General features: G+C 69.8%; 19 protein-coding genes and 3 pseudogenes. 8 read left to right on the forward strand and 14 right to left on the reverse strand.

Annotation, left to right across the window (positions count from 1 at the left end; all coding sequences use genetic code 11):
- The first annotated feature begins 6 nt into the window (after positions 1-6).
- Entirely contained in the window at positions 7-525 is a 519-nt protein-coding gene (locus JXZ78_RS17335) for a hypothetical protein (protein ID WP_157851777.1), read from the forward strand.
- Entirely contained in the window at positions 522-992 is a 471-nt protein-coding gene (locus JXZ78_RS17340) for a hypothetical protein (protein WP_030024972.1), read from the forward strand. The genes JXZ78_RS17335 and JXZ78_RS17340 overlap by 4 nt, the downstream gene beginning before the upstream one ends.
- 92 nt (positions 993-1,084) lie before the next feature.
- On the opposite strand, the pseudogene JXZ78_RS17345 reads toward JXZ78_RS17340, so the two are convergent.
- Positions 1,085-1,856 (reverse strand): annotated as a pseudogene (locus JXZ78_RS17345) (transposase).
- Between the two features lie 18 nt (positions 1,857-1,874).
- On the opposite strand from JXZ78_RS17345, the gene JXZ78_RS17350 reads away from it, so the two are divergent.
- Positions 1,875-2,153 carry a hypothetical protein gene (locus JXZ78_RS17350; RefSeq protein WP_157851779.1) on the forward strand — a complete coding sequence of 93 codons (279 nt, stop codon included), beginning with the start codon at positions 1,875-1,877 and terminating at the stop codon, positions 2,151-2,153.
- On the opposite strand, the gene JXZ78_RS17355 is transcribed toward JXZ78_RS17350, so the two are convergent.
- The 3 genes and pseudogenes from JXZ78_RS17355 to JXZ78_RS17365 form a co-directional block, all read right to left on the reverse strand.
- Positions 2,128-3,291, reverse strand: a complete 1,164-nt coding sequence (locus JXZ78_RS17355) for an IS4 family transposase (RefSeq protein WP_208870251.1) — start codon at positions 3,289-3,291, stop codon at positions 2,128-2,130. The two genes, JXZ78_RS17350 and JXZ78_RS17355, sit on opposite strands and share 26 nt — an antisense overlap.
- A gap of 100 nt (positions 3,292-3,391) precedes the next feature.
- Positions 3,392-4,235: pseudogene (locus tag JXZ78_RS17360) on the reverse strand (IS5 family transposase).
- 65 nt (positions 4,236-4,300) lie between these two features.
- A pseudogene (locus tag JXZ78_RS17365) lies at positions 4,301-4,501 on the reverse strand (IS630 family transposase); the annotation flags it as partial.
- 651 nt (positions 4,502-5,152) lie between these two features.
- Between JXZ78_RS17365 and JXZ78_RS17370 the strand changes: the two are divergent.
- A complete protein-coding gene (locus JXZ78_RS17370; protein WP_050503082.1) occupies positions 5,153-6,064 on the forward strand; it encodes an IS110 family transposase in 912 nt (303 codons plus the stop codon).
- A 1,335-nt stretch (positions 6,065-7,399) separates the two neighbouring features.
- Here the strand turns inward: JXZ78_RS17370 and JXZ78_RS17375 are convergent.
- From JXZ78_RS17375 to JXZ78_RS17405, 7 genes are all read right to left on the reverse strand, one after another.
- Entirely contained in the window at positions 7,400-11,230 is a 3,831-nt protein-coding gene (locus tag JXZ78_RS17375) for a hypothetical protein (protein WP_157851780.1), read from the reverse strand.
- Positions 11,231-11,244: 14 nt separating this feature from the next.
- Positions 11,245-13,509 carry a hypothetical protein gene (locus JXZ78_RS17380; RefSeq protein WP_050503083.1) on the reverse strand — a complete coding sequence of 755 codons (2,265 nt, stop codon included), beginning with the start codon at positions 13,507-13,509 and terminating at the stop codon, positions 11,245-11,247.
- Positions 13,510-13,513: 4 nt separating this feature from the next.
- Positions 13,514-17,812: a DUF6603 domain-containing protein gene (locus tag JXZ78_RS17385; RefSeq protein WP_050503084.1), complete on the reverse strand. Its 4,299-nt coding sequence runs from the start codon at positions 17,810-17,812 to the stop codon at positions 13,514-13,516.
- 477 nt (positions 17,813-18,289) lie between these two features.
- Positions 18,290-19,375 carry a VanZ family protein gene (locus JXZ78_RS17390; RefSeq protein WP_157851781.1) on the reverse strand — a complete coding sequence of 362 codons (1,086 nt, stop codon included), beginning with the start codon at positions 19,373-19,375 and terminating at the stop codon, positions 18,290-18,292.
- A gap of 124 nt (positions 19,376-19,499) precedes the next feature.
- Entirely contained in the window at positions 19,500-20,003 is a 504-nt protein-coding gene (locus JXZ78_RS17395) for a hypothetical protein (RefSeq protein ID WP_030024983.1), read from the reverse strand.
- Between the two features lie 164 nt (positions 20,004-20,167).
- Positions 20,168-20,419 (reverse strand): hypothetical protein, encoded by a 252-nt coding sequence (locus JXZ78_RS17400; RefSeq protein ID WP_157851782.1) that lies wholly within the window; start codon positions 20,417-20,419, stop codon positions 20,168-20,170.
- 127 nt (positions 20,420-20,546) lie between these two features.
- Positions 20,547-20,753 (reverse strand): hypothetical protein, encoded by a 207-nt coding sequence (locus JXZ78_RS17405; protein WP_157851783.1) that lies wholly within the window; start codon positions 20,751-20,753, stop codon positions 20,547-20,549.
- A gap of 500 nt (positions 20,754-21,253) precedes the next feature.
- Between JXZ78_RS17405 and JXZ78_RS17410 the strand changes: the two genes are divergently transcribed.
- The 3 genes from JXZ78_RS17410 (at position 21,254) to JXZ78_RS17420 (ending at position 23,383) form a co-directional block, all read left to right on the forward strand.
- Entirely contained in the window at positions 21,254-21,439 is a 186-nt protein-coding gene (locus JXZ78_RS17410) for a hypothetical protein (protein WP_063726126.1), read from the forward strand.
- 143 nt (positions 21,440-21,582) lie between these two features.
- The gene (locus JXZ78_RS17415; protein WP_308281043.1) at positions 21,583-22,578 is read left to right on the forward strand and encodes a GNAT family N-acetyltransferase; all 996 of its coding nucleotides are present in this window, start codon (positions 21,583-21,585) and stop codon (positions 22,576-22,578) included.
- A 136-nt stretch (positions 22,579-22,714) separates the two neighbouring features.
- Positions 22,715-23,383, forward strand: a complete 669-nt coding sequence (locus JXZ78_RS17420) for an alpha-ketoglutarate-dependent dioxygenase AlkB family protein (RefSeq protein WP_030021829.1) — start codon at positions 22,715-22,717, stop codon at positions 23,381-23,383.
- A 112-nt stretch (positions 23,384-23,495) separates the two neighbouring features.
- Here the strand turns inward: JXZ78_RS17420 and JXZ78_RS17425 are convergent, their stop codons facing one another.
- Positions 23,496-23,987 (reverse strand): pyridoxamine 5'-phosphate oxidase family protein, encoded by a 492-nt coding sequence (locus tag JXZ78_RS17425; RefSeq protein WP_078624447.1) that lies wholly within the window; start codon positions 23,985-23,987, stop codon positions 23,496-23,498.
- Between the two features lie 119 nt (positions 23,988-24,106).
- On the opposite strand from JXZ78_RS17425, the gene JXZ78_RS17430 reads away from it, so the two are divergent.
- Positions 24,107-24,400, forward strand: coding sequence for a DUF2277 domain-containing protein (locus JXZ78_RS17430; RefSeq protein WP_030021831.1), 294 nt, complete (start codon positions 24,107-24,109; stop codon positions 24,398-24,400).
- On the opposite strand, the gene JXZ78_RS17435 is transcribed toward JXZ78_RS17430, so the two are convergent.
- On the reverse strand, positions 24,349-25,338 hold the full coding sequence (locus JXZ78_RS17435) for an endonuclease/exonuclease/phosphatase family protein (protein ID WP_106968842.1): 990 nt from the start codon (positions 25,336-25,338) through the stop codon (positions 24,349-24,351). The two genes, JXZ78_RS17430 and JXZ78_RS17435, sit on opposite strands and share 52 nt — an antisense overlap.
- Positions 25,339-25,525: 187 nt before the next feature.
- The gene (locus JXZ78_RS17440; protein WP_030021833.1) at positions 25,526-26,143 is read right to left on the reverse strand and encodes a flavin reductase family protein; all 618 of its coding nucleotides are present in this window, start codon (positions 26,141-26,143) and stop codon (positions 25,526-25,528) included.
- Between the last annotated feature and the right edge of the window lie 76 nt (positions 26,144-26,219).

Raw genomic sequence — 26,219 nt, forward strand, 5'->3', positions numbered from 1 at the left:
CCTGAAATGCCGGCGGCGTCCCAATGGGGCGCCGCCGGCCAGCCCACCACCAGGAAAGAAAACGACAGCACGCAAATGCGCTACCGAAACATTTTCACTTTCCTTGATGACATACAGGAAAGTCACGATCGGCTCACCAGCTTCTGCACCAAACTCGTGAAGCATCACGATTTTGGCTGCGAGGTCGGCGTGAGCCATCAGATCCGCATCGAAAAGGACGACAACGGCGAAACTCTGCACGTTCTTCTCAATCACCTGCTGACAATTCCAACAAGTCAAGACTTCTCCACCTTCAATGAGATAAGTTTGGACGCACGCCTCTCGGTGACACGAACCGGTTGTGCGGCACGGGTCGCCGTCGACGTCTGTCTCGACGCCGCGATGGGCAGCATCCCGGAAGGGGAACGAATCCTGCACGAGAGGCAGCTCGACGGCGTACTTCTCGAAGAGGCCGTCACCTTCCTCAAGGACGCCGTGGACGAGCTGTGCCGGATGACGTATGTGCTTCAGGAACTGGAAGGGTGACGAGAAAGATGACTCACCACCTGGAATCCAAGCATCAGCGAGAAGTATTCGACCTTCTCGCGGCGCTGGAGAGCATCAATGAGCAGCTGGGGCGCCTCGCCCTCGAACTCCTCTTCACTCTCGGCGATGGAATCACCCTGAAGCCCGACGTTGCCATCAGTCATCAGAGTGACGCAATCATCGTTTCTCTCGCACATGTGTATGAGTACGACGTGGAGTCGGGTTGGACGACGCAGGACATCATCAGGATTACGGCGAGCCTCAGTGTCCGTCCCTCACTCTGCGACGCCCGAGTCGCGGTCGAATACCACCTTGCCAGTGTGCGCAACAGCCTACCTGCCAGATCTGGAATCCTACGGGAGCAGCATTGCCAAAAAGCCTCCGTCGAGGATGCGCTGATTTTTCTTCGAAAGGTCGTGGACGATCTGTGGGATGAGGAAAACCTACTGGCGGCATTCATTCGTTGAGGCTTTCTCGGAAAGCCGTACCGCGCAGGCCGTTCCTAAGGTCTGTCCCGTAAATGACCTTCGACGCACTGGGTGACCTGCTGGTTTCTGCGTCACCCAGTAAGGACGAGGTTGTGCAGCCGGGCGATGCCGAGCATGGCGTGGTGGACACCGTCGCCTTTCAAGCGGCAGTCGCGCAGGATCTTCCATCCCTTCATGCGGGCGAAGACGTGCTCGACGCGGGCGCGGACTTTGCGGTGGCAAGAGCTGTGTTCCTCTTTCCAGGCGGGGAGTTCGGCCTCGCCTCTCTCGCGGCGGTGTGGGATGACCAGGCCGGTGCCCCGGTAGCCGCCGTCCGCGGTCACGGTGGTGTTGCCGACGGCGTCCTTGGCGCCGGACAGCTCCCATGCCCTGCAGTCGTTGCGGTTGCCGGGCAGCGGCCGGCCGACGGCGACCACGAACCGGGGGCCGGCGTCGATGACGACCTGGTGGTTGGTGGAGTACCGGTAGTTCTTGGACTGCTCGGCGATGCTGTGGTCGCGGGTGGGGACCAGGGTACCGTCCAGGATCAGCACGGTGCCCCTTGCGGAACCGCTTGCGCTGCTGGAGCGCGAGCGCGGGCCCGAGGTGGTCAATGATGCGGTCCGCGGCCGACTTCGACACCCCGAACAGCGGAGCCAGTTGGCGCAGGGTCAGGTTCGTGCGCCAGTAGGCGGCGACCAGGAGCACGCGGTCCTCCAGCGGCAGACTCCAGGGCCGGCCCTTGCGCACCGGGTCCGCGCCCTCACGCCGGAGCACGGTGATCAGCTTGCCGAACTGGCGCGAGCCCAGCCCGGTGAACGGGGCTGTCCAGGAGGGCTCCGACGCCGTGATCACACCAGACACAGCGAGATCATCTCATCCGTGACCAGCAGTTACGGGACAACCCTTAGAGGCAATGCCGTTGCCTTAAAGATTCGTGGGTGGAGCTCGTTGGATGCGGACGGCTTGGACGCCGACGCGAGTGGGCTGGGGCCAGTTGTGGTGTTCGGCCCGTTTGAGCCGGTAGTTGGACATCTTGCGTTTGACCCCGCGGGGCTGGCTGCGCAGACGTCTGATGGGCAGGAGCCGCTCCAGCAGGTCGTGCTCGAGCAGGACCAGCGCGGCGACCAGGAGATCAGGGGGAAAAACGGCCCGGCGTGACGGTCACGCTGCGCCAGGCCGAGCGCAAAGTCTCGGTGAAAGAGATCCGGTCCGGATCCAGGCCGCCGGCGGCGGCCGTGCGGAACATCAGCTCGCGCAGGGCCCGGTGGACCAGCAGGCGGGCCCAGATCTGCTGCAGCACCCCGTCCGGGGTCTTGCTGCTGAGCACGGTGCGGGCACCGCGCTGGCGGGTCTTGAGCTCGGCGAAGACCGACTCGGCCTCCCAGCGCTCCTGGTAGAGCGCGGCCAGTTGCCGGGCCGGGAAGCGGCGGACATCGAGCAGGCTGGTCACCAGCCGGCAGTCGTCGGCCGCCGCACGGCCGGAGCCCTCGAGCCCGCAGGCCACAACCCGGACGGGGACCGGATCCTGCTTCGCGCGGTCGGTCGTGGCGTGGAGGCGGGAGATCCAGGAGCCGTCCCGCAGCACCCGGTCGGCGGGCAGGACGCGGTTGGCGGGCACCCGCCACAACAGCTCGGCGCCACTTCCGGTGAAGGCCCGCCACAACGGCACGCCGAAAAACTCGCGGTCCGCCAGCACCAGCTGGCTGGGCCCGCAGGAGCGGGGCAGGCGACGGACCAGGGTGACTTCCCCGGTGCGGCAGCCGGCCAGCTCGGCGTCGAGGATCAGGTGCGTGCCGGTCTCCACCAGGCAGGCCGTCCGCACCTGCGGGAAGGAGCACTTGTCCGGGCCGCGGGCGTTGCCCGGGCGGCCGAAGGCGGCCTCGTTGGCCACCGTGTCGGCGACGTCCCAGCAGGTGCCGTCCGCCGCCGGCAGCCGCAGGCCCCGCCAGAACACTCCCGGCGTGTCCTCGGTGCCCAGCGGTTTCGCCGTCGTGGTGAACAGCACCCGCAACGGCTCGCTGCCCAGCCGCTGCCGGGCCCGGAGCAGGGAGGACTTCGCCGGAATGCGCCACTCGCCCAGCAGTCCCAGCCCCCGCAGGCCCTCGACCAGGTGGCGCATGACGTCCAGATAGGGAGCGGGCGAGAACAGGGCCAGGCCCAGCACGAAGTACACCACCAGCCGGGCCGGCAGCAGGCGTCTGCGTTGCTCCACCCGCCCGCAGGCCGCCACCACCCGATCCACCAGACCCGGCGGATACACCCAGGTCAACAGCCCCAGACCGGATAAGTCAGACACACTCACAGACACCGGCACCACCCCGGGAGCAGTACACAGAAGCCTACGCCGAGCAGTAAGACAACGGCATTGCCCTTAGAGGGTGTCTGAGAAGTCCTGGTCAGGACAGTGATCTACCGATGCGGTGCAGCAGAAGCAGTACGGTCGCCAAGTAGATCGCGTTCTCCTGGCTGGCGGCCAAGTACTCGTAATCCTTGGACAGCCGCCGGTAGCGGCCCAGCCAGGCGAAACTCCGCTCGACCACCCAACGCCAGGGAACAACCGCGAACCTCGGCACCACGCGTGGCGGAGCATCGGCCCTGGCCCACGTGCTGCGGAAGCCGCCGTCCGCGCGCTGGACGATCTGGATGGTGATCCCGGTGCCCTGACGGATCCAGTCCAGGCAGTCCCGGCCGCGATAGCCCTGGTCAGCCCAGATGTGCCGCAGCCGCGGGAACCAGCCTGCGCAGCGGGCCAGCAGCACGGCGGCGCCGTCCTGGTCACCGACACTGGCTGGGCTGACGCAGGCCGCGAGCACCAGGCTGAGGGTGTCGAGCAACAGGTGGCGTTTGATGCCGGCACCTTCTTGCCGCCGTCGTAACCGTGCCAGCCGCCGCGCTCGGTGGCCCGGACGCTCTGGCTGTCCACCACCCCGGCACTGGGCGTCGGCTCACGCCCCTGGCCGACGCGTTCCCGGACCCGCCGGGCTGCGAGGATCTCCTCCCAGCGGCCCTCGATCCGCCACTGCCGCCAGTAGTGACAGACGGTCTGGTAAGGCGGGAGATCGTGTGGCAGCAACCGTCAGGCGCAGCCCGCCCGCACCCAGTAGGCGAGGGCGTTGATGAGCTCGCGACGTGAGTGTTTCGGCGCCGCCCGCCCGGCTTCGGCGGCGGCACCAGCGGCTCAAGCACCGCCCACTCCGCGTCAGACAGATCCGTCGGGTATGCACGACGCTGCCCGGCCATCCCGGCCTCCCCCAACACAGCAACTACCGACTCGCCTGCCTTGAACGGGACTTCTCAGACACCCTCTACTGAGGTTCTGGGCGTGATGTCGTCAAGGTGAGTCCGGTGGCTGTGAGGCATCCGTCGATGATGTCGCTGCGGTACTGCAGCTCGCGAAGACGGCATCGCAGGACGCGGATCAGGTGGTCGGGGTCGGTGAAGGCGGTCTTGGACTGGCCGGTGCGCCGGAGCACGGACCAGATGCCCTCGACCGGGTTCAGGCCCGGTCCAGGTACAGCAGATCGCGCCATGCTGTCAGCGCCGGCCGCTCCGGCGACGCCGCACCGAACACTCGCTGCTCAGGCACCCAGTGCTGCACCCCATTGCCGGTCTGCGACCACCACAGCCCCGTATCCCCAGCCCGCCTCGCCAGGCCATGTACAACAGCACGCTGCACCCCACACGACTTCCCGACGGGGCCCGGCCGCCCCGCACGAAACACATGCTCCTCCGCACACCGCCCGCCCTCAGGACAGCATGAGCACCGTTAACACACGCCGGCTCCGTCAAAACCGACAGGTTCCCGGATTCCTGGTGCGCTCTGACGACGAACTCGTTGGCCATTGCGCCGAGGCAAGCACGTTCCATGCCCTATGTGCGCTGCACGGGCGCCTTCCTACGTCCGGTGGGCTGTACTGGGCATCGGGCATAGCTGGTTGCCAGCGGGCGTTCGATGGCTCTCGAAAACTTCACTGCCCGAATCCGGCCGAGGCTTACCTTCTGGCGCGGGACCGCGCCGCTCCCTCGTGCGTCCGGTCAGCCCCGGGGGGCTTCGGGTACGGCTCGTTTCCCGTCGCCGATCGGGTAGCTCTGGCAACTTGGCCACCCGGGGCCCCTGACGACCTGACCGTTAATCGGGAGCCGCGGGTTGATCGCTGATGTTGGACAACGCCGGCGAGGTCGTCTGCGACATCGCGAACCGCACAGCGCCGGAGGGAGCCGTGCCCGACTTGTGGGCCGGTGTAGACATCGGCAAGAAGCACCACCACTGCGTGGTGATCAACGCGGACAGCGAGCGGTGCCAGACCCGCCGCGTCCTGCACGACGAACCCGAATTGCTCCAACTCGTCGGCGACGCCCAGGCGGTGTCGACGGACGTGCTGCGGACCGTCGACACCCACCACGGACTGGCCGCCCCGCTGATCGGCCTGCTGCTCCACCACGGCCAGCCGATCGCCTACCTGGCCGGCCGGACGGTGCACCGGCCCTCAGCCACCCACCGCAGCGAGGGCAAGACCGATGCCCGGGATGCTTTCATCATCGCCGACCAGGCCCGAATCTGGCGCGACGTGAGCCTGCTGCGGCGGGCGACGAGACCGCCGTCGACCTGCACCTGCTCACCTCCCGGCGCCTGCCTCGTCCTCGACAGCACCCGGCAGATCAACCGACTGCACGCCCAGCTCCTGGCGTTCTTCCCCGCGCCGGAGCGCGCCCTGGACCTCACCAAGAAGGGCCCCTGTCACGCTGCTGACCCGGTACCAGACGCCGGCTGCTCTGCGCCGCACCGGCGCCCGGAGATTCCATGCCTCGCCGGATCCGATCCAACGGCGCTCCCGCTGAGAGGGGCCCGTCCCGATGTCGATCCAGTACGGCGGATGCCTGCCACTTTGTGGCCGAGGCCGAGGAAGGCGAGTTGTAGGCCGCCTCAGAAATCAGGTTTCGGTGCCGGCGTCGGAGGGTTCCGCTTTCGCGGGTTCCAGCGATTCTCGGTCGTCCCCCGCCTCAGGGGACATGCTGGCAGAGGAGACATGATGCGTCACCCAGCGGGCGTTGCTATAGAGCGACTGTGAGGTTTCTGCATTCCGCTTCGCGGCTCCGCTGCGGTCGGGCTCCTCTTGAAGATACCGGCCCCTGTGGCTCACGAAGCGGAGGGTGTCACCATTTCGAAGCGCCCGCCGGCCGTTGATGGTGACGTTGTTGCCTACCAGGAACTCGGTGTGGCTGTTGATCTTCAGAGGGACGTTGTACGGGCCCCGCAGATCACGAATGCGAACCATCTGGTCGTCGGCGACGGCGTTGAGGTTGCCCTTCGCGTTGAGGGTGCCGCCGACGGTGAGCTGGTTCGTGACGGTGACGTTGTTGCCCTTCAAGAACTCGGTGTGGCTGTCGATCTTCAGAGGGACGTTGTACGGGCCCCGCAGATCACGAATGCGAACCGTCCGGTCGTCGGCGACGGCGTTGAGGTTGCCCTTCGCGTTGAGGGTGCCGCCGACCGTGAGCTGGTTCGTGACGGTCACATTGTTGCCCTTCAGGAACTCGGTGTGACTGTCGATCTTCAGAGGAACGCCGGACGGGCCGCGCAGATCCTTGATCCGTACAGTCCCCGACTCGGCTTTGAGGTCGCCGGTGACGACGAGGTTCCGCACTTCGAGGTCGGGGCCTTCGACCATCACGACGGTGGTCAGAGCGTGGGTCAGTGTCTGGCCGCCGTCGGTCACCGTCGCCTGGAGCATGAAGCCGGTGGGGGCGGTGAGCGGTTCGGGCGTGGTCCACTCGCGGACGTCCGAGACGTCCCGGGTGTTTCTGCCCCAGAACATCGTGTACTTGGCGTCTGCGCTGCCGTCCCATTTCAGGCTGGCTTTCTCGCCGTTGGCGACCAAAATCTTGGTCGGGTGAAAGTTCCGGAACAGGAACTCTGCCGGGAATTTCATCACGGGGGCGTCGGTTGCCAGCGGGGTGAAGGATCCGTTGGTCGGAGAGGTCTCTTCGATGATCTTGATGTCTGCCTCGCCGACCGCTTGGTTCACCTCGATCTGTGAGATGGCCAGGGTGACGGCACGGCCGGTGACCTGCACCGGCCGCTCCGGCACGAACTCGAACACCTGCCACGTGTCGTCGGCGAAACCCTCACGTGCGACCCAGCGGTCCGCACTGTTGACGGTGGCCGAGGTGAGCTGCGCGCGGTTCTCGGTGAGGGCCGAGGCGCCTGGGCCGATCGGGATCCGGACGGTGATCTTCTTGCAGTAGACGGGGCTGGAGTCTGCGCTTCCGACCGTGATGTCCAGCCGGCCGATGACCGGGTCCTTGGCCGTGGACACCGTCAGAGGGTCGGGGTTCGGTTCGACCGCGTAGCTCAGCAGTGAGTCGGCCAGCACGGTGATGCTCATGGAGAAGAGGCCTCTCAGTCAGGTCCGGGGCTTCAGTTGCAGGTATCCGGCGCGCGCCTCGGCGACCGGCTCCCCCGGATTCGCGTACGTGTCTGCCATCGCGATCGGGAACTCCAGCCACTCCGGCACGTCCCCGCCCCGGTCCCGGGGTTCGGCCCAGGCCCAGTCACCGTGCCAGGCCGCCGGGTGCGGCATGACGATCGAGTCCGCTTCGAGCCCGGAGCGCTGCTCCGGCTGCCGAGCAAGTGCCGCCTCGTCCTCCGCGGCCGGCGGCCGGGCCACGGCCAGTAGCGGGTGCAGCCGGAACGATGCCCTCATCCGTGCCAGCGAGGCGTGGACGAAGTCCGCGTCCAGGGCGAGGCGGGCAGTCGGCAGGATGTCGGTGGTGGCGTGCACGGCGGCGTGTGGGTTCGTCAGGACGCTGAGGTGGTGGGTGACGGCTGCCTCGCCGGGGAGCGTGGCCGGCAGCGCCAGGCCGTGGCCGGTGCTGATCGGTTGCAGATAGGGGTGCGCGTCGGTCGGCTGCTCGGTGAACAGGGTGGTGTAACTGATGTCGCCGTCCGGGCCGGTGGCCGAGGCGAAGTAGCCGATCAGGCCGTCGGTCAACCGCACGGCCGAGCCCAGCCGGACTGGCCAGTAGTAGCCGTCGCGGCCCGGATAGTCCTGACCGGAGGCGGTGTCCACCGAGGCGGTCCCGGCGACCACGCCGTCCGAGGGCGGGACCGGGGCGGTGCTCCAGGCCGGGTCGGTCAGCGGCAGCCCTTGCAGGTCGATCGCCAGGTCGGCGGCGACCAGGGCCACCGGGCGGCCGATGAGCCGGGACGGGACCGCGTCGTCCTGGGCCGACGGGTCCACCATGCCGTCGAACGCGCCGTCGATCGTCTCCAGCAGTGCGGCGAACGCCAGGTGTGGTGAAGTCTGGCCGCGCAGCCCCGCGATGAACCCGGCCAGGCGCGGGTAGGCGGCGGTGAAGCCGGGCGATGCCGGGTCGGGGAAGGGCGAGTGCGGGAGCGGGTTCCAGGCGATCGCCCGGGTGGTGTTGAGGACCCGCATCTCGCCCAGTGGCGAGCCATCCGGTGCGTAGACCATCAGCGTCTCGTCCAGGTGGTTGGCCAGCAGCCATCCGGCGATCGGCGTGGCGGGCGTCCCCGCGTCACGGGCCCTCGGTGGGGCGGGAGAGGCGGCGCCGTCCGAGGCGGGCACGGCGGTCAGCCGTACCCGTGCCGGCTGCAGCAGGCGCGGCGGCAGCTGGATGAACCGCTGCGCGCCGATCGGGTCCGGATACAGCGGCTTGCGCGCATCGGGCAGGACGCTGAGGGAGCGGACGGGTGCAAAGCGCTCGTAATTGTTCTGTGCTGCGTTGGTGAGGTCCACAACCCGCCCGAAGCGGTCGATGATCCGCAGGTCGTAGAAGAAGAACTGCCCGGCGCGGACGGGCTGGAAGGTGTCGTCGGCGGGGTCGGTGTCGCTGTGACCGCTCGGCGCGGGGCAGGCGGCCGCGTCCCCGAGCAGCGGTTGCAGGGCGGGCGGGACCGGGTTGCGGGAGCGCAGCGGCCGGGCCTCGCCGCTTCGTGTCAGCAGCCAGTCGTGGAATCCGTCGAGGGTCTGCGACAGCATGTCCAGGTCGGATGCGTCGTGGCGGAGTTGGCGCACGCCCATGGCCTCGGCGTCCGGATACGTCTGCAGGTACCGGTCCAGCTGCCGTTCCACCGCGTAGCGCACGGTCGGTGTCAAGAAGGACCGGCCCTTGAAGATCCGTCGCAGTGACGACGAGGCGTCCTGGGCGGTCGATCCGGTGCCCTTCCAGGTGTACGCGTTGCCGTCGAACTCCCAGTGTTCGGTGTCCTCGGTCCGGAACGGTGTGGGGACATACCGCACGTCCCACTGGAGGTACATCGGCAGCCAGGGCTGTTTCCAGTACGCCGTGTACGCGGCCAGGCTTCCGGTGATGTTGAGGTCGGGATGAGCGATCGCGTTGTGCAGCGCGGTCGGGCCGGGGGCGGCGGCCGGTGTCCACGCCGCCTTGTCCAGCAGCGCGAATTCTGCGAGCAGCGAGCTGACCGGCGGCGGGAACCCGTCCAATTGTGGAGACGGAGGGGTTGCCGGTACGTCCTCGAACGAGCCGTCGATCTTGAGGGAGTGCAGCAGGTCCCCGGCGAGCCGCACGGGCAGCGGCTCGTCGTGCGCCAGCGGATCGGTGATGTTGGCGCCTTCGACGACGACCACCGGGTCGGCCGGTGTGTAGTAGTTCTCCGACATCTCACGCTGGAGTGCTGTCCCCTCCGGGACGTCGATGTCCGGCCGGGCGGTGAAATCCGCGATCGCCGCTTCCAGTTCTTCCGGCGTGTTGCCGCGCGGCAGTCCCTCTGCGAGCGCCGCGACCTTCTCGTACTGCGCCTTGGTGAGCCTGGCGATGGACGCCGTGCCGTCCGGGCTCGCCGCCGGGTCGAGCTGCGCGTCGGCGGACGCGTCGAAGCCCGGCGCGTGCGCGCCCTCGCGCGTCGCCCGGTTCCGCAGGAACCACAGGGTCCAGGTCCGCCATTGCAGGCTCCGGAGCTTGGGCAGCTCGGTGTCGTAAGCGATCTGCTGGTCGTTCAGCCGTACCAGCCACTGCGGATCACTCGTCCGCGCGGCACGGCGTGCTGCGGCGCTGCCTGGGGCGTCGTCGTCGAAGCCCTCGTCACGCCGCTCCACCAGCCGCCAGGTGTAGCCGGCTTCGTGCCCGGCGAACCAGGTGCTGCGCAGCGCCTCGTCCAGCTCGTCGTCCCCGCCGGGGTCGTCGAAGGAGTCGATGGTGCCGTGGTACAGGGCTGACAGCAGATCACCGGTCTCGGCCGAGCGGGTCTGGAGCGTGGTCAGTGCGGCCGCGGCGTCGCCGACGCTGTGCCCGACGGCGACCTTGAGGGGGTCGTTGACGGGATCGGGCTTGTCCGACGGCGGCAGGTAGTTCCGCTGCTGCCAGGTGACACCCAGCGCGGTGCCGACATACAGCGTGTTGCGCAGAGTGCCGGGGGCGGTGCCGGGCAGCGCCCACCCGAGCGCTGCCAGCACGGCCTCGGGGTCGGTGCGGTCCGGTGGCAGCAGGCCGGGAATGGTGAGCGCCTGCGCCAGGATGTCGGCGGGTTGCTCGGAGTACCAGCCGACGGCCAGGTAGGACAGCCGGTTGTCCGGCGGATACGTGTCGATCACGCCGTCTTTGAGGTCTTCGAGGTCGTCGTGGAAGGAGAAGACGCCGTCGTGGTAGGGCTCGTAGGCGGCGAAGGCCGGCAGTCCGGGCCCGACCGCGGTCAGGTACGGCGCGCGCCGTCCCGGGTCGGTCCACGGCTCGTCCGTGACGTCGGTGACCAGGCTGAGGAACGTCGTCTCCGCCGACTCCGGCTCCCGCAGCCGCGGCACCTTCAGCTTGGCGAAGTCGTCCCGGTCGGGGTAGTCGCTCTCCAGGTAGTCGCTGTGCACGAGCCAGCCCTTGGCGTGCACCGTGTTGCGGTTGTCCGGCGCCGGCTGCCCCTTGGGGTCGAAGTACCGTACGATCAGCCACCGGTTCGGCACCAGCGGGAACGTGGTCTCCTCGGTCTTCTCGTCGTAGTGGCCGGTGGCGAGTGCTTCGGGGAACTGCCACTGCAGGCGTACGCCGAAGGGCACCTGTTCTTCGGCGCCCTGCCCGGCCGACGGTTCCGGCGGGGTGCCTTCCTCCAGCATCAGCTCGTAGTCCGTGCGCCAGCGGGAGAACGGCCCGCCGGCGGAGTTCACCAGGTCGTTGGAGACCAGCGCGTGCAGCCGGACGGGGACGATCAGGTCGGTCGCGTCGCCCGGCTCCGCGCCCGGGGCGGGCTCGATGGCTTCGCTCATCTCGGGGGTCTCCTTCACGAGTCCTGGCCGGGCATCAGCCGCTGCTCCAGCGGCGCGTTGACGAGTTGCACAGCGAGCTGCGCCGGATGCAGGTCGGACAGCGAGTGCGCCTGCGCCAGCCGTTTGACCAGACCGTCGTCTCCTTCGAGGCGCAGGACGTCGGCGACGCCGCCTTCCTGCGGCGGGCGCAGGTACAGGGAGAACACCGAGTCCGAGCCGGCGGGGAAGTACTCACCGGGCAAGGTGGCGCCCAGGGGCGGGTCCTGGCCTGTCTGGAGCTGGCGGAGACCGATCACCTCGCGCCCGGCGGCGTCGGTGTCGACACCGAAGTGGATGCCCTCACTCGGTTCGCGGATGAGGACACGGTCGGGAACGTCGTCGAACAAGCACAGCAGCATGTCCGAGGCCACCAACTCGCGCCGGATCTCCGTCAGCTGCCGCGTCCCCTTTCGGGCGACGACGGCCATGTCCGGCCACGCGGGCACCAGGCCCGAGCGCATCAGCAGTCCGGCCGCCGGGTAACCGGAGCGGTCCCCGGACAGCGTCGCGGCCCGCAACGACCGGTCACAGCGCTGGTCGAGGGAGGTGTGCACGGCGACGTCCCGAGCCCCGGCCAGCAGCGTGTCGATCCACACCGGGTCGACGCGGAACAGGCGCAGCGACTCCTCGGGCAGCATCCGGAAGTCCGGCACCAGGTAGGAGAACGGCACTGATCGCAGGGCCCTGAGTTCGTCGAGCCGGTCGGCCAGTGCTCCGGCCCGGTGGCGAGCGACCGACAGTAGCGTCGCGGCCCGCCCGTCCTCATCGAGCGAGGCGCGGGCGTCGGCCCGGCTCAGCCGGGCGAACGGGGTGGGTTCGGGCACCGCCTCCTGTGGGAGCTGCGGGGCGCCGAGCGCATCGGCCAGCGTCCGGCCGCCGCGGTGCGCGGCCAGGCGGGCCAGGGCGCCGAGACCGAACCGGGTGCCGTCGGCCGACGAGACGCCGGCCGCGGAGCGCACCGGGTCGTTCGCCACGGCCATCATCCGCACCGCCGTGTTCGCCAGCTCCCGCCGCGCCCGCGTCATCTCCTTCCCGTAGGACGGGTCGGCCAGCGCCACGGTCCGGCCGAGCGTCCAGGCAGCGGCGTAGGAGACGTCGAAGACGCCGTACGTCTGGTCGTAGACGAGAGCGAAGTCGGCGGTGGTGTGCGCGTTGGAGGTGTCCAGGTCCGGGACGTCCTGCGCGGTCAGCGGCGTGAAGGGGCCGCGGTACCAGGCGTAGGTGTGTTCCCCGGTGAGGGGGCGGTGCGGCACCGGCACGTACCCGAGGCGCAGCCGCTCCAGTGCGTACGCTTCCTCCGCGCTCGGCGTGCCGGGGGCGTTCGCCGGACGCGGCATCCGCAGGGCCAGGTTTTCCGCGTCGGTGTCGCCCGGCGCCACCAGGTTCGCCAGGATCCCGGCCCCGTCGAACGCGGCTGCCGGATCGTTGCGGAACGACCACGACCACAGTGTCACCAGCCGCACGTGCCGGATGCCGCCGGGCAGGGTCCCGCCCAGATGCTTGTCAAAGCCCTCCAACGACACCAGATGCGCCACATGGTCGCCTTCACCGCGGGGAAACCGGTTGGCGGTGACCACACTGAAGGTGCCCTTGGTCAGGACCTCGCCGTCGGCCAGCAGCTTGGGTTCGTCGACGTCGCGGACGTGCGCCAGATAGTAGAGCTCTTGTTCTCTCGGCAGGACGGCCTCGAACACCGCCGCCGGGACGTCGATGGTGCGGCAGTTGCCTGCCAGCGCGGGGTCGTCGAGTCCGGTCAGCTCTGGACCGAGCACCGTCTCCTCGTCGTCCGCGCGTAGTTCCCGCACCGTCCGCTCCGTTGTCAGAGCCAGCGCCTCGGGGTCATCGGGCAATTCCCCGGCGCGGAACAGCATCAACGTCAGCCACGGTGCGCGCCGCTGGGCCAGCGACCACTTCGGCTCCCGCTCCCACGGCAGGTATGCGCGGGTCAGGGTGATGTGCGGCAGCACATGCCGGAAGTCGCCGCTCGCGCCGCGGGCCGGGTAGACCGCCTGCACGGTGGCGCCGTCGAGCATGAACTGCGGTGCGCGGATCTCGAACTCTTCGTGCGCACAGGGCAGCGGGGCGCTGCCGTCGACCGGGGTGGTGCCCTCCTTGAGGACGTGTTCGACCTCGATCGTGTACGTGCCGGCGGTCGCGGCCGGGCGCATGTGGTCGATGAAGGTGACGTCCAGCAGTTCCTGGGAGGCGCGGGTGCCGGCGGTGGAGGGTCGGGTGGCCACGGTGTCAGCTCGCCATCGTCGTCGGAAGCACCAGCGGTGCGTCGGTCAGGGTGGTCTGCGCGCGGGCCGCGTACTTGTCGAGTGCCCCGTCGGCCTGCGCGTGCCCCCAGCGCCCCAGCGCGTCGTGGACGGCCGTTCGCCTGGCCGTCACCCCGCTCGCGGCCAGGGTGTCGGCGATCAGACGCGGGCTGGCCGGGTCGGCCGCGGGGCCCGGCCCGGCAGGGGCCGCGTCGCGGAGCGGCATCCGGCCTTCCGGCAGTGCCTCCACACCGAGTGCCTCCGTGCTGATCGGCCCGACCTCGTCTCCGGTCGAGGGATCGGGGACCTCGACGCGCAGGCCGACGAGGCGGCCGGGGAGCAGGCCCTCGCCCAGGCCCGGCTCCCCTGGCGGGCCCCACAGTGCGCTCGGCACGCCTCGCTTGATCTGGGTGATCGTCCACCCGTACTGCTTCCAGGGGAACACGCTGTCGTTGCGTTTGATGGTGACCCGGTGCTCGGAGGTCAGATTCCGCTTTCCCATGGGGCGGATGTCGACGGCTTCGCCGTCTTCACCGAAGGTGTCGTCGTTGACGTAGGTCTGCGACGCGGGCAGCGCCGAGGTGGTCTCCACGACGAACCCGGCGGCGGTGATGGCGGTCGGCGCGTGCGCGGCGGTGCGAGCCGCGAGCTCGGCGGGGTCGAGGTCGGGCAGCAGTCCGGCGAGCGGGGTGATGGCCAGCGGGTCGGGCAGCTGTTGGCGGAACTCCCGCCAGTCCTGGGGCGGCAGCGCAGGCCGGGAGGCTCCGAAGCCGAAGCTGAAGCTGACGAACCAGACCTTGACGTTCACCCGGCCGCCCAGCGGCGGGGTCCACAGGTCGATGCTCACCCCGACCTCGATGGAGACCCGGACCTTGACGAACCAGACCTTGATCGTGAAGGCGACGCCGACGCGGACGCCGACGTTCACCTCCAGGTGGAAAGGGCTCCACTGGACCAGAGCGTGGACGTACGCGGTGAACCAGGCGGACAGCAGGCCCTTTTCGTAGCGGGCCTCCAGGCGGCCGCCGGCCATGATCGCATTCGGGGTGAGCGCGGTGTACAGCTCAGCACTGACACGGATGTTGTTGTCCGGTGACCAGATGAAGCCCATGCGCGCCGGGCGCGGGTAGTGCGCGGGGACGTTGCAGGAGGGGTGGTATCCGCCGGCGGTGATGGCGAAATCGCCCTGGTTGGGTCCTCCGGTCCAGATGTGGACGGCGATGCCGCCGGTCAGACGCGCGGACTCGTGGAAGAGGAACGAGCCGTCGGCGACGGCGACGTCCATCGACAGCAGGCCCTTGCGGTCCTCGTAAGCGAGCCGGAGGTCGATGTTGAGGCGCGCCTGGACCTTCCGGCCTGGCTGGGCGTTCCTGGGGAACGTCACCGTGGTGCGGCCGAGCAGCATCACGGCCAGGTCCTTGCCGAACGTGACCACGGCCAGGGCGCGGGACTGGATGAACCTGAACGAGGTGAACTGGACGCCGACCGCCGCCCAGTAGCTGCCGGGCGCCGGCTTCAGCCACGCCTCCGGTCCCATCAGCAGTTCCAGGATGTCCTGCGGTGACGGCGCCCCGGAGCCGGTCAGGCGTCGGACGAGCGGGAATGTGCCGACCTCGTCGACCGCCGGCAGTCGCAGGTCACTGTTGACGCCGAAGCCGCCGGACAGCCCGGTGACGGTGAACGCCGGCGGTCCGAACAGGGCTACGTCCCCGGCGCCGCCGGCCTCACCGAACAGGAAGACCGAGGACCAGCCGTCGATGCTGCGGGCGTAGGTACCCAGCGCGGTCATGGCGAAGAACCCTGCCTCCACCTCGACCGAACCGCCGAGCAGCACGGCAAAGTCAGGGTCGGGGCGGTTCTCGAACGCGCCGGCGATGCTCAGCGGCGGCTGGTCCATACGCAGCGTCGCGCCGGACAGCACCGGCCGGGCCCCGGCCGTGGCGAGGTCGGCGTCGACGGCGATGCCCAGGCCCAGCAAGGCGAACTCGACCGGGCCGACCTGGAGGGTCGCGTCGAAGGCGAGGAAGACCTGCGGAGCGGTGTAGCCGACCGCGAGCCGCTTCAGGCGCAGCGGGCCGACGGCGAGGTCCAGGTCGCGGCCTGCGTCGGCGGGCCCGGCCCGCCGGGCCCGCAGGTTGCCGCCGCCCCGGCGGTTCCAGATCTCCAAGAACAGGGGCGGCTGCCCGTCCCCGCCGAAGGTGTAGGCGAGGGTCAGGCAGAGTCCTGCGTCGGGGGCTTGCTCGGGGAAGGCGGGCACGGTGGTGGAGGCGATGCCGTCCGGGGCCGCCAACGCTGCGGCCTCCCGGCCGGCCGGGAGCGGCCCTTGAGCGATCCGCCCGTGATCTGCCGTGCCCAATTCCCCCACTTCCGCCAGCAACGCGTTCGCCGCTACGGCGGCTGCCTCGTCCCAGCCCGCCGAGGTGAGCGCGAACCCGACACCTTCCACCACCACGTCGCTCTCCGCAGGGACCAGTTCCCCGACCATCGGCAGCTGCGTGGCCGCGGCGCGCACCTCCAGCCGGGCCGCCGCCCCGAACGCCCGGCCCACCGCCACGAAGGCCCACGAGGTGTATCCAGCCGCCACTACGAGCGCCACCCGCCCGGTGCCCGGCTCGTACCACAGCATCAGGGAGTCCAGCCGGGGCAGCAGCGCGGCCGGCGTGCCGGCCGGGCCGTCGAGCCCCAGTGCCGGCAGCAGGTCCAGGCCCTCGACCGGCTCGTTACCCGCGTCCCACCGCGCCGCCAGCCACTTCCCGGCCGCGTCCCGCGCCGCCTGCACGCCGAAGCTCATCGGCCGGGTCGGCAGCGTCAGCTCCAACGTCCCGGAGACGGCCGTCTCGCCGCCGCTCGCGGCCAGACGCAGCTCCAGTGCCGCACTCTTCTCGCCCAGGACGACGGTGCTGTGCAGCACCACGGTGACGTTCGCCTGGTCGTCGAACTCGACGAGCAGCTCTTCGATGGCCAGGTCCGCGACGAACGCCGGCGGCGTGAACCCCACTGCGGCGAACACGTCGGCGGGCCGGATGCCGGAGCCCTGCGCCCGGAACGACCAGCCGGCGCTCGTCCAGGCTCCGGTGACGTCCAGTGTTCCCGTCTCGCCGATCCGCCACTGTGCGCCCACCTCACCCGCGGCCTCGTCGCCGAAGCGCGAGACGGTCAGGGTCACCCCGGTCAGTTCGATCCGGTCGCCGCCGAGGCGCCAGGCGTTCTCCAGCGTGGCGGAAAAGCTGTAGCCACTGGCCGGAGGCGGGTTCAGATCGCCCTCGACGGTCAGCGCACCGACCATCGCGTCGGCGGGGACCCCCATCCCCGACGGCAGCGAGCCGGCCAGCGAGGCCAGGGGGAACGGCTCGGTGAGCGTCCCGCTCAAAGCCTTGTCCGGGTAGGCGACGTGCACCTCCACGAGCACGTCGGCACCCAGCCGCACCCGCCCGCCGACACCGACCACCAACGCCGGGGACCTGCTCAACGGATTTTCGACCTGGAACTCCGCAGCCAGCGCCTCGATCGTCAGCGCGCCGGGGATCACCTCCCACTCGGTGCCGAGCGAGACCGCCATGCCCGCTTCCAGCCAGTCGTACTCCACGGTGTCCGCGCCTGGAGCCTGCTCGGCCTGCCGCGGCACGAACTTGATCGCCAGTGCGGTCAGGGCGAGCGCGACGGCGCTGGGCACGTCCGGCGGCAGCCGGAAGTCACCGGGCCGCAGGTTCGCGAAGTCCAGCAGGTCATCTGGACTGTCCAGCGGCACGTCCGGGAACCTGCCGGTGACGAACCACTGCTGGCCGGAGCCCAGCGGCGCATAGCCCCACACATAGGGCTTCGGATCGGCCCCGGCATCCGGGAAATTCAGGTCCGTCCCGAACCCGAGCCGGCCCTCCACCCCGCCGCCGGCCTTCGGCTCAGCCCCGAACACCACATGCAAGGCGCCGAGCCCCACGCGCTCCAGAGCGGCCGGGATTGCCTTCACCTCGTCCGGCAGCCCCTCGCCCTCGGGCAGCCGAACATCCACCCGCACCCCGGCGACGTACGCCCACGCCTCGTCCGGCAGGAAGAACACGGTGGCCGCGGAGGTCACCTGCGAGGCCAGCCGGATCGTACCGGCCAGGGACAGCCGCTCCACCTCCACGGCCACGTCACCGACGAGGTCGATCACACCCTCCGGGAGGAAGCGCCCGAAGAGGCCGAGGATGTCGGGCATGCCGAGGTCGGCCGGCCCGAGCTGGAACGAGCCCTCACCCTGGGCGATCTCCAGGGCTTTGCGAAGATCACTGACGGCAAGCGGCATGACTGCATCAATCCCCTGTCGTGGCACGTCGCAGGGCCCACGGAATAACGGAATGCGACCGGAAGGTGACCCTCCGATCTCGGAACCTAGCGTCGCGTATCCGTCGGGGGAAAGGGTGCCAATCGCCCAGCGTGGCGCAAAAGCGTGATGATGCCGTGGGTACCGGGGAGCAGTTCGCGGACGCGGTCCGCGTAGACCATGCACGGGGCGGCGGTTTCGCCGTGGCAGCGTCAAGCCGCTGGCGGTCTCGACGACAGGTCCGGCGGTGTGGCCACAATTCGATGCGCAGGCTGTCGGTCGGGGTGCGACGAGGTCCCGCCCCGACAGCGAAGGACTCGGCGTCGGTCCCCTTGGTGGCGTCGTTCTTGCGCATCGTGACCGACCACTGGCAAGAGGTGGAGGCGGGACGCTGGCGGGTCGCGCTGGCCGTCGGCTGGTCCCCGCATGCGCGGGGGCAGCCCGGGGCGCGCCGTGCTCCTAGAGAACCTTGGTGGTCAGGCCCGTTATGCGTCCGGTCGTCGATACGGCGATGTCGAGCCGCATCGGTGTCATGACGCCGTGGTCGTAGCGCCGGTAGCTGAGCAGGCGGGTGTGCGGATCGTTTCTCGGGTGTTCGAACCGGGCTTCGGCGTCGGCTGTTTCCTTCGGGAACCAGGTGCGGGCGAATCGTTCCGCCGACTTCCGTGTCTCCGTGTCGGGGAGGGAACGGGAGGAGGCGTCTGCTGCGTGCTGGTGGCTGACTGTTCTGAGTTCTACGAGCTTGCGGTCCGGCCACGTGGCCACGACGGATCCGCGGCTGGTGTCGGCGCGCAGGACCCACCGTCGCTGCCCGTCCTGCGGTTTGCGCATCTCTGTCGTGCCGTTGGCTTGTTCTCCCAGCAGTTCGGTGACCGTGCCGGCGAACCACTCCTGCATGGCTGCGGTGCTGCCGAGTTCAGCTCTCGAACGGTAGGTCGTCGCCTCGTGGTCCTCGATGGTGAGGGTGGCGGGAAACGCCGTCGCGACGGCGCAGGCGCTCACGATGACAGCGCCGGAGCCCCAGAGCGTGTCCCGCCGGGTGAAGGGCGAGCGGCGTCGGCGGCGCCCTGGGAAGAGGCAGAGGCTGAGGCAGCCTAGGGACAGGCCGATGATGCCGCCCAGGGCATTCGCTTTGATGTCGTCGTAGCTGCACGTTCGGCCCAGCGTCAGGTGCCCCTGGGCGAGTTCTATCGCACTGGTCAGTATCACCGTCCCGGCGAGTACGAGTACCGGCCGCCGAAAGAGGAGAACGGCCAGAAAGCACAGCGGGACGAACAGCAGAATGTTCAACTGGGCTGATTCGGAGGCCAGGAAGGCAGCGCCGGGAAGCCCCTGATCGCATGTGCCGGGCGCTTCGCTTCCTAAAGAGCTCGGCATCAGAGTCACGGTGAGTACACCGGCCAGCGCCATGGTGAACAACGTCGGCAGAACGACGGAACGACCACGTAACTTGGCGATGAGGCCGACCGGAACGGCCAGTAAGAGGGCGATGATGACGAATGCCGGAACAAGACCGGGCACCGCACCGACCGATGCTTCAATCACCGATGACGTCTTTCGTCGAGACGAGGCGATGGAGCACCACCCCGTGAGCCTGCACCGGAATCGGTGGGGAGGACGGACGCGGAGTGACGTTACCGGACGACGTATTCGGTGGTGCGGTGAGGGATCAATGAGCCAGGCGCTGGTACAAGGCCATGGGGGTCACATAGCCGGGCCAGCGGCCGTCGTCGAAGAGATGGACTCCGGCGTCCTGGTGGCTCTGGTCCACGAGTTGGGAGCAGATCATGTGGCCCGTGGCGGCGACGTAGCGCCGGAGCCCCGGGAAGGGCAGGCGTAGCCGGTGCACGGCGATGGCCAGGAAGTCGAGGAAGCTGTACGGGACGCCCTCGTAACGGCGGCCGGCCGCGCATATCGCGTCGCGCCGGGCGTCGGTGAGTCCTTCCGGGCACACGTACAGGACATCCACGCCGTCGTAGGCCGACAGGGACCGGACGGTCGCACCGCCGGGTTCGGCTTCGATCAGCATGTCGCCGGGCAGGACGAGGAAGGCGTGCTGGTAATCCCCGAAACCGTTTCCGTTCAGCCACTGGCCGATACGGATCAAGCGGCCCACATTGCCGCTGATTCGGGTGAGACCTATGTCTCCGGGCATGGGCAGGGCATGCTGCATCCGCGGCTCCGAGGCACACAGTGGGTGGGTTTTCTGTGTGATACCCGTTCCGGAGCCGTTGAAAGGAGGCGGTGCGGGGGAATTCCTCTCGAACTGCCGCCTGCGGCAGGGGCGGTGGCGGAATCGGAGGTGGCGGTGGGGCCGTTGCCGGGGCCGGTGCCGGTTCAGCGCAGTTCGTAGTGCCAGCTGCCGTCGGAGGGTTCGTACCGCATGTGTACGCGGGCGACCGCGCGCAGGCGGTCGCGGTCCTGCCGGGTGACGGTCACCGCGCCGCCTGCCTTGTCGAGCACGTACTTCAGCGCGGATTCGAGCTCGTCGCGCCTGCGGGCGAGTTGTGCGAGCTCGGACTGCGAGTGCTGCAACCGGGCTTGCAGCAGGGCGATCCGCTGCTCGGAAGTTTCGTCGTCATTCGCCATGGCGCCGGCGTCCTCGGGCACGGATCGGCGGGCGAGGCGGGAGAGGCGCCTCGCCCGGACCGTTCGCGTGCCGGCAGGCACACCCGGTGGGAAGCCGGATGTGCCCGCCATCAAGGCGCTGGGACAATCAGTCCTGCTCCAGGTCCCCGAATCGGGCCGCCGAGTTCCAGTTGCCGCTGCCCCAGTTGTGCGAGGCGTGGCTCGGCGCGTTGGTGTACTTGCTGATGTTGACGAGGTCGTCGTCGTGACCGTGGGCCTGGGCCGCAACGACGCCGGCGGCGGACAGGCCCACCACCGCGAGGCCGACGAAGAGCGGACGCATGACAGAACGCATACCAACATCCTCCTTTGAGGCGTGCTGAGAGTGACTGACGCTTCGATTCAACCCTCGGCGATCGGTCATATGAAAGGAGAAACGCGCCTTTTCTCCCGATTTACCCGGTTGGCCTAAGCGAGGGAAAGGTGGGAGGACGGGTGGGCGAGGGGTGGGGGTGGGCTCGGGGCGGGCAGCTACGGAGAGAGCGTCGGAGGCCGCCAGGGCCGTAGGGGCCACAGGTGTCGCGGGGCCTTGGAGGCTCAAGGGGCGCAATGGCCCTGATGCGGGGACCGTTGGGGTCACCCGATCGGCGTACGGGCATGGCGGGCGTGGACGGAGCGTGGTCAGAGGGTGTGGGTCTGGACACATATGGAGCATCCCGCGTGCCGGGCACGTAGCGGTCGTGGCAGGTCAGCCGCGCGCGTACGGTGCCCATGGCCGGGCCGGCGCAGCGCTGCGCCGGACGGGGGCACTTCGGCGAGGGGACGTTGTCAGTGGCCGCCCCTAGCATGGACGGCATGTCCCCAACTCCTCCCCCCTGCATGGGTGCGCCCCTTGCTGCGGCCGACGCGAACGAAGCGATCCGGCGGTTCGTGCGTGCCCGCCGCGGCCGGTCGTGGACGGCTGAGGACCGTGCGGAGTATGCGCGGCTGCTGGAGATATGGACGCTCGCGGCCCGCAGAGCTGTCGTCGAGGCCGTCTGAGCCGACCACGGACCGCGAGCGCGAGAGCCGAGGACGGCGGAACGGAGAGCCACGACGGCCGAGGACGGCGAAAGGGAAACTCGCGACGGCGCGTGATCGGAAAACGATGGCGGTGAGGGGCGTACCGCTGCTTGGATGCGGGCGTGAACGCTGCCGAGATGGACGAGAACCGCCACGCCGACCTGCTGCTGGAGCAGTTGCTCGGCCGGATCGAGGAGTACTACGACGCCGTTCCGCGCAGCGCCGCCCGTGCCGAGGACTTCGGGGCGTTGACCCTCTTCGTACGCGACGGCCGGGGCTGGCCGTACTACGCGCGGCCCGCCCTCGGGCGGACGGGGAACGAGGTGAGCGCCGCCGAGGTGGAACGGGTCCGGGACCGGCAGCGGGAGCTGAGCGTGCCGGAGAACTTCGAATGGGTGGCCGAGAACTCGCCGCACCTGCGCGCCGCGGTGGAGGAAGCGGGGCTGGTGGTGCACGAGCACCCGCTGCTCGCCCTGGATCTGAGCGCGGGCCGGACAGCAGGTGGCGGCGCGTCAGCCGGGGCGGAAGGTGTGGGCGGGGCCGGGGAGGCGATGTGCGTCCGGGTGATCGAGGACGGTGACCCGGCGCTGCCGTACGCCGTCGCCGTGCCGTACATCGCCTTCGGGCAGCCCGACACCCAGGTGGGCGCGGCAGGCACCCGCGAGCTGGCGGAGGCGGTCCGGCAGCTCGTCGAGGACGGGACGGTGGACGTCGTGGCGGAGCGCATACGGGACGGGTACACCGCGGTGGCGGTGGCGGAGGAGAACGGCGTCGCGCTGTGCGCCGGCCAGCACCAGCCGGTCGGCGCGGTCAGCGAGATCGTCGGCGTGGGGACGCTGCCCAGTGCCCGCCGCCGCGGCCTGGGGCTCGCGGTGACCGCCGCGCTGGTGGCCGACGCCCGTGAGCGGGGCGTCCGTACGGTGTTCCTGTCGGCGAACGACGACGAGGTGGCACGGATCTACGAGCGGCTCGGATTCCGGCGGGTCGCCACCGCGCTGATCGCGGAGCCTGCGGAGGGCGGGGAGCCCGCGGGGGCTGGGGATGCCGCGGGGGCTGGGGATGCCGCGGGGGCTGGGGATGCCGCAAACCCTGCGGAGGGTGGGGAGCCCGCGGAGTAGTCCGGAGCGCCGGTGGGGGAAAATGGGGCGTGCAGGAGCAGGCCGGGGAAACGGGCCAGGTCTGAGGCCGGAATCGGGCCGGAGTCGGAACCGACACTGGGTCCGGTCCAGGTCCGGGAGTGAGGTTGTTGTGGACATGCCCTTGCCCGGCTTCGGCGGTCCGGAGCAGGTACGGTCCCGGCCCGCGCCCGGCGCGGTGCACGTGCCGGGCTGGCTGTCCCTGGAGCGGCAGCGGGAGCTGGTCGCCGCCTGCCGCGGCTGGGCGCGGGGGCCGGTTCCGCTCCGGCACACCCGGCTGCCGCGCGGCGGCGTCATGTCCGTACAGACGGTGTGCCTCGGCTGGCACTGGCAGCCGTACACGTACCGGCGCACCGCCGACGACGTCAACGGTGCCCGCGTCGCCGCGTTCCCGGACTGGCTGGTGGAGCTGGGGCGGGCGGCGCTCGTCGACGCGTACGAGGACGCGGCCGCCGGGGACGGCTACACGCCGGACACCGCCCTGATCAACTTCTACGACGGCCGGGCCACGATGGGGATGCACCAGGACAAGGACGAGCGGTCCGGCGCTCCGGTCGTCTCGCTCAGCATCGGCGACACCTGCGTCTTCCGCTTCGGGAACCCCGAGTCCCGCGGCCGCCCCTACACCGACGTCGAGCTGGCTTCCGGTGATCTGTTCGTCTTCGGCGGGCCGTCGCGGTTCGCCTACCACGGGGTGACGAAGGTACGTCCGGGGACCGGCGACCCCGCGACGGGGCTGGCGGGCGGGCGCCTCAACATCACGCTGCGGGTCACCGGGCTGGAATAGGGGCAGGGGCGGGGCCCGCCGGCCGCTGGGGCCCAGCCGTTGGCCACCGGGCACGATGGGCCACCAGGCCCGGCGGTTACTGGGGCCGGCGGCTGCTGGGGCCGGCGGCTGCCTACTGGGCCACGCCTGCCAGCAGCCAGCGGTCGACCGGCACCTCGAAGAGCACCCGGCCCGACCGTTCCGACGCCGACGCCGACGGTGGCGTGGCGGTCACGTCCCAGTCGTACTTCGCGAGGAAGGCGGCGACGACCTCGGACGGCACGGCGGCGCCCGGAACCGCCTCGGCGCGTGGCGGCACGTGCCATGTCCGGGCACGCCCCTCCGCTACGACGGGGGCCTCGCCGTCCTCCAGGGCGAGCGAGACCCGCGGGTCGTTCTCGATGTTGCGCAGCTTCACCGAGGCGCGGTCCGCGCCGATCCACCACGTGCCGTGGACGAAGACGAACCAGACGGGCGTCACATGCGGCGAACCGTTCGGCCGGAGCGTGCACAGCCAGACGTTCCGCTCGGTGGCCAGGCGGTCGCGGACGGCCGGGTCGAGGGCCTGGGAGCGCTTGGCGCCGACGGACGAAGCGGAGGGCCGCGCGCGATCCTGATCATTCATGTCGGCATTCCAGCAGAGAGGGGAAGGGGCGGGGACTGCGGGTCATCATTTCGAGCGCATGTTTGATTGAGTGGAGTGAAAGGCCTGCCTGGGCCGGGACGGGGAGGCACACTGGAGACATGTGCCGCAGCATCAGGACGCTCAGGCCCCCTGCCACGCCCGACGTGACCGAGGACGACATACGGGCCGCCGCCCTCCAGTACGTCCGCAAGGTCTCCGGATTCCGCGCGCCCGCCGCACACAACCGGGAGGTGTTCGAGCAGGCCGTGGACGCGGTGACGGCCGCGACGCACGACCTGCTGGCCGGGCTCCAGGTGCGGGGCCGCAGTGGGGGCGGCAGCGGCGACGGTGGCGGTGCCGCTCAGGCCTTGGGAGCCTCGGGCAACTCCAGCAGCGCGCGCACCGGCAGGTGATCGCTGGGGAACTGACCGCCGTCGGAGAACGTGTCGATCACGGCGCGGTGGGTCCGGATGGACGGTGACGTGAGGATCCAGTCGATCCGTTCGCCGTCCCGTACGAGCGGCCGGTAGCCGTGGTAGGTGGCGTACAGGGTGCTGCGCGAGTCGGCCGTGTTCCAGCTGTCCACGAGCGCGCCCCGGCTGAGCATCGTGTCGTACACGGGGTTGTTGTGGGCGGGGACGTTGAAGTCGCCGGTGACGATGCGCGGAATCGCCGGGTCCAGCGCGCGCAACCGGTCGGTGATCAGGGTGGCGGAGCGCTCGCGCGAGTACTGGTTGAGGTGGTCGAGGTGGGTGTTGAGGGCGTAGAACTCCCCGCCGGTACGCAGGTCCCGGAAGCGCACCCAGGTCGCCATCCGGATGACCGTGTTGCCCCACGTCGCCGAACCGATCAGGTAGGGAGTGTCGGAGAGCCAGAAGTGGTCGTATTCGACCGGGGCCAGTCGGTGGATGTCGTAGAAGAGGGTGGCGAACTCGTCGCGGCTACCGCCGGCCCGGCCCGTGCCCAGCCAGGCGTAGTCGTCGCCGAGGTCTTCCGCGATGTCCTGCAGCTGGTGGTACAGCCCCTCCTGCGTACCGATCAGGTGCGGTGCGGCCCGGTGCAGCAACTTCCGCATGACCGGGCGGCGTTCGGGCCACGAGTTGGGTCGCTGGTCCGAGGCGTACCGGAGGTTGAACGTCATGACGCGCAGCCGCCGGTCGCCTCGGGCGGCGTGCGCGGTACCGCCTCCGGAAGCCAGTGCCGGCGTACCGACCGCTGTCGCCGCGACGGCGCGCAGTGCCGTACGGCGGCTGAAGGGCCCCACGGAGGCGCGAGCGGCGCCCGCGGGCTCCGATGCCGTGCCGGTCAGGGGTTCCGGCACCGCGGCGGAGCAGCCCGTCGATCTCGTCATCGCATCTCCAGTGGCCGGTGGCCCGCTACGGCTGCGGGCCGGGTCACTGAAGAGTCTCGGAGACCAGGGTGATGCGGAAGTGGACGGAAGGGGGAGGAGGCCGAAACGCGCTGTTCTCGCACCGGGCTCCGGCCTCCGCTTCCGTCCCCGTTCCCGTTCCCGTCTCCGTCTCCGTCTCCGTCTCCGGTCAGGCTCCCGCTGCCGGCCCCTGCCAGTCGGCGTACCGGATACGGGAGATGTCCCGTACGTCGCCGGTCGTCCCCCACTCGTCCTTGCCGAGCCGGGACAGCGGCCGCATCTTCCGGATTTCCGGGTGGCCGTCGGTCATGACTTCTTCCGCCACCGCGGCGTGCACCACCCGGCCGAAGACGACGGTCGAGTCACCGAACCGCAGCGTGCTGTGCAGTTCGCATTCGAAGGCCACCGGCGAGGCGGCGACCCGCGGCGCCTTGACCCGCAGACTCGGTTCGGGAGCCACCCCCACCGCGTCGAACTCGCTGACTCCGTGCGGGAAGTCGGTCGCCGTCTCGTTGATCTGTCCGGCGAGTTCCTCCGGTGCGAAGTTCACCACGAACTGGCCGGTCTCCTCGATGTTGCGGAGGGAGTCCTTCCGTCCGACGGCCGAGAACTGCAGGACGGGCGGCGCGACGCAGGCGATGTTGAAGAACGAGTGCGGGGCCAGGTTGGCCACGCCCTCGCCGGAGATGGTGGACACCCAGGCGATGGGCCGCGGCACCACGGTCGCCGTGAGCAGCCGGTAGAAGCCCTGCCGGTCGAACTGTGCGGGGTCGAAGTCGATACGCATGAAGATCAGTATCCATCCCTGCCGAACCGGGGCCCAGCGCCTCCGTGGGACAGTCCGGTACGGACACGGGCGCCAG

Origin of the sequence: Streptomyces monomycini, from assembly GCF_022271435.1 — a bacterium.
Lineage (GTDB): Bacteria > Actinomycetota > Actinomycetes > Streptomycetales > Streptomycetaceae > Streptomyces > Streptomyces monomycini.

Bases quoted from the DNA above. Each gene is read 5' to 3' on its own strand.
- JXZ78_RS17335 (WP_157851777.1), top strand. From the start codon at position 7: ATGCCGGCGGCGTCCCAATGGGGCGCCGCCGGCCAGCCCACCACCAGG.
- JXZ78_RS17370 (WP_050503082.1), top strand. From the start codon at position 5,153: ATGTTGGACAACGCCGGCGAGGTCGTCTGCGACATCGCGAACCGCACA.
- JXZ78_RS17375 (WP_157851780.1), bottom strand. From the start codon at position 11,230: ATGAGCGAAGCCATCGAGCCCGCCCCGGGCGCGGAGCCGGGCGACGCG.
- JXZ78_RS17385 (WP_050503084.1), bottom strand. From the start codon at position 17,812: ATGCCGCTTGCCGTCAGTGATCTTCGCAAAGCCCTGGAGATCGCCCAG.
- JXZ78_RS17395 (WP_030024983.1), bottom strand. From the start codon at position 20,003: ATGCAGCATGCCCTGCCCATGCCCGGAGACATAGGTCTCACCCGAATC.
- JXZ78_RS17400 (WP_157851782.1), bottom strand. From the start codon at position 20,419: ATGGCGAATGACGACGAAACTTCCGAGCAGCGGATCGCCCTGCTGCAA.
- JXZ78_RS17405 (WP_157851783.1), bottom strand. From the start codon at position 20,753: ATGCGTTCTGTCATGCGTCCGCTCTTCGTCGGCCTCGCGGTGGTGGGC.
- JXZ78_RS17410 (WP_063726126.1), top strand. From the start codon at position 21,254: ATGTCCCCAACTCCTCCCCCCTGCATGGGTGCGCCCCTTGCTGCGGCC.
- JXZ78_RS17420 (WP_030021829.1), top strand. From the start codon at position 22,715: ATGCCCTTGCCCGGCTTCGGCGGTCCGGAGCAGGTACGGTCCCGGCCC.
- JXZ78_RS17425 (WP_078624447.1), bottom strand. From the start codon at position 23,987: ATGAATGATCAGGATCGCGCGCGGCCCTCCGCTTCGTCCGTCGGCGCC.
- JXZ78_RS17430 (WP_030021831.1), top strand. From the start codon at position 24,107: ATGTGCCGCAGCATCAGGACGCTCAGGCCCCCTGCCACGCCCGACGTG.
- JXZ78_RS17435 (WP_106968842.1), bottom strand. From the start codon at position 25,338: ATGACGAGATCGACGGGCTGCTCCGCCGCGGTGCCGGAACCCCTGACC.
- JXZ78_RS17440 (WP_030021833.1), bottom strand. From the start codon at position 26,143: ATGCGTATCGACTTCGACCCCGCACAGTTCGACCGGCAGGGCTTCTAC.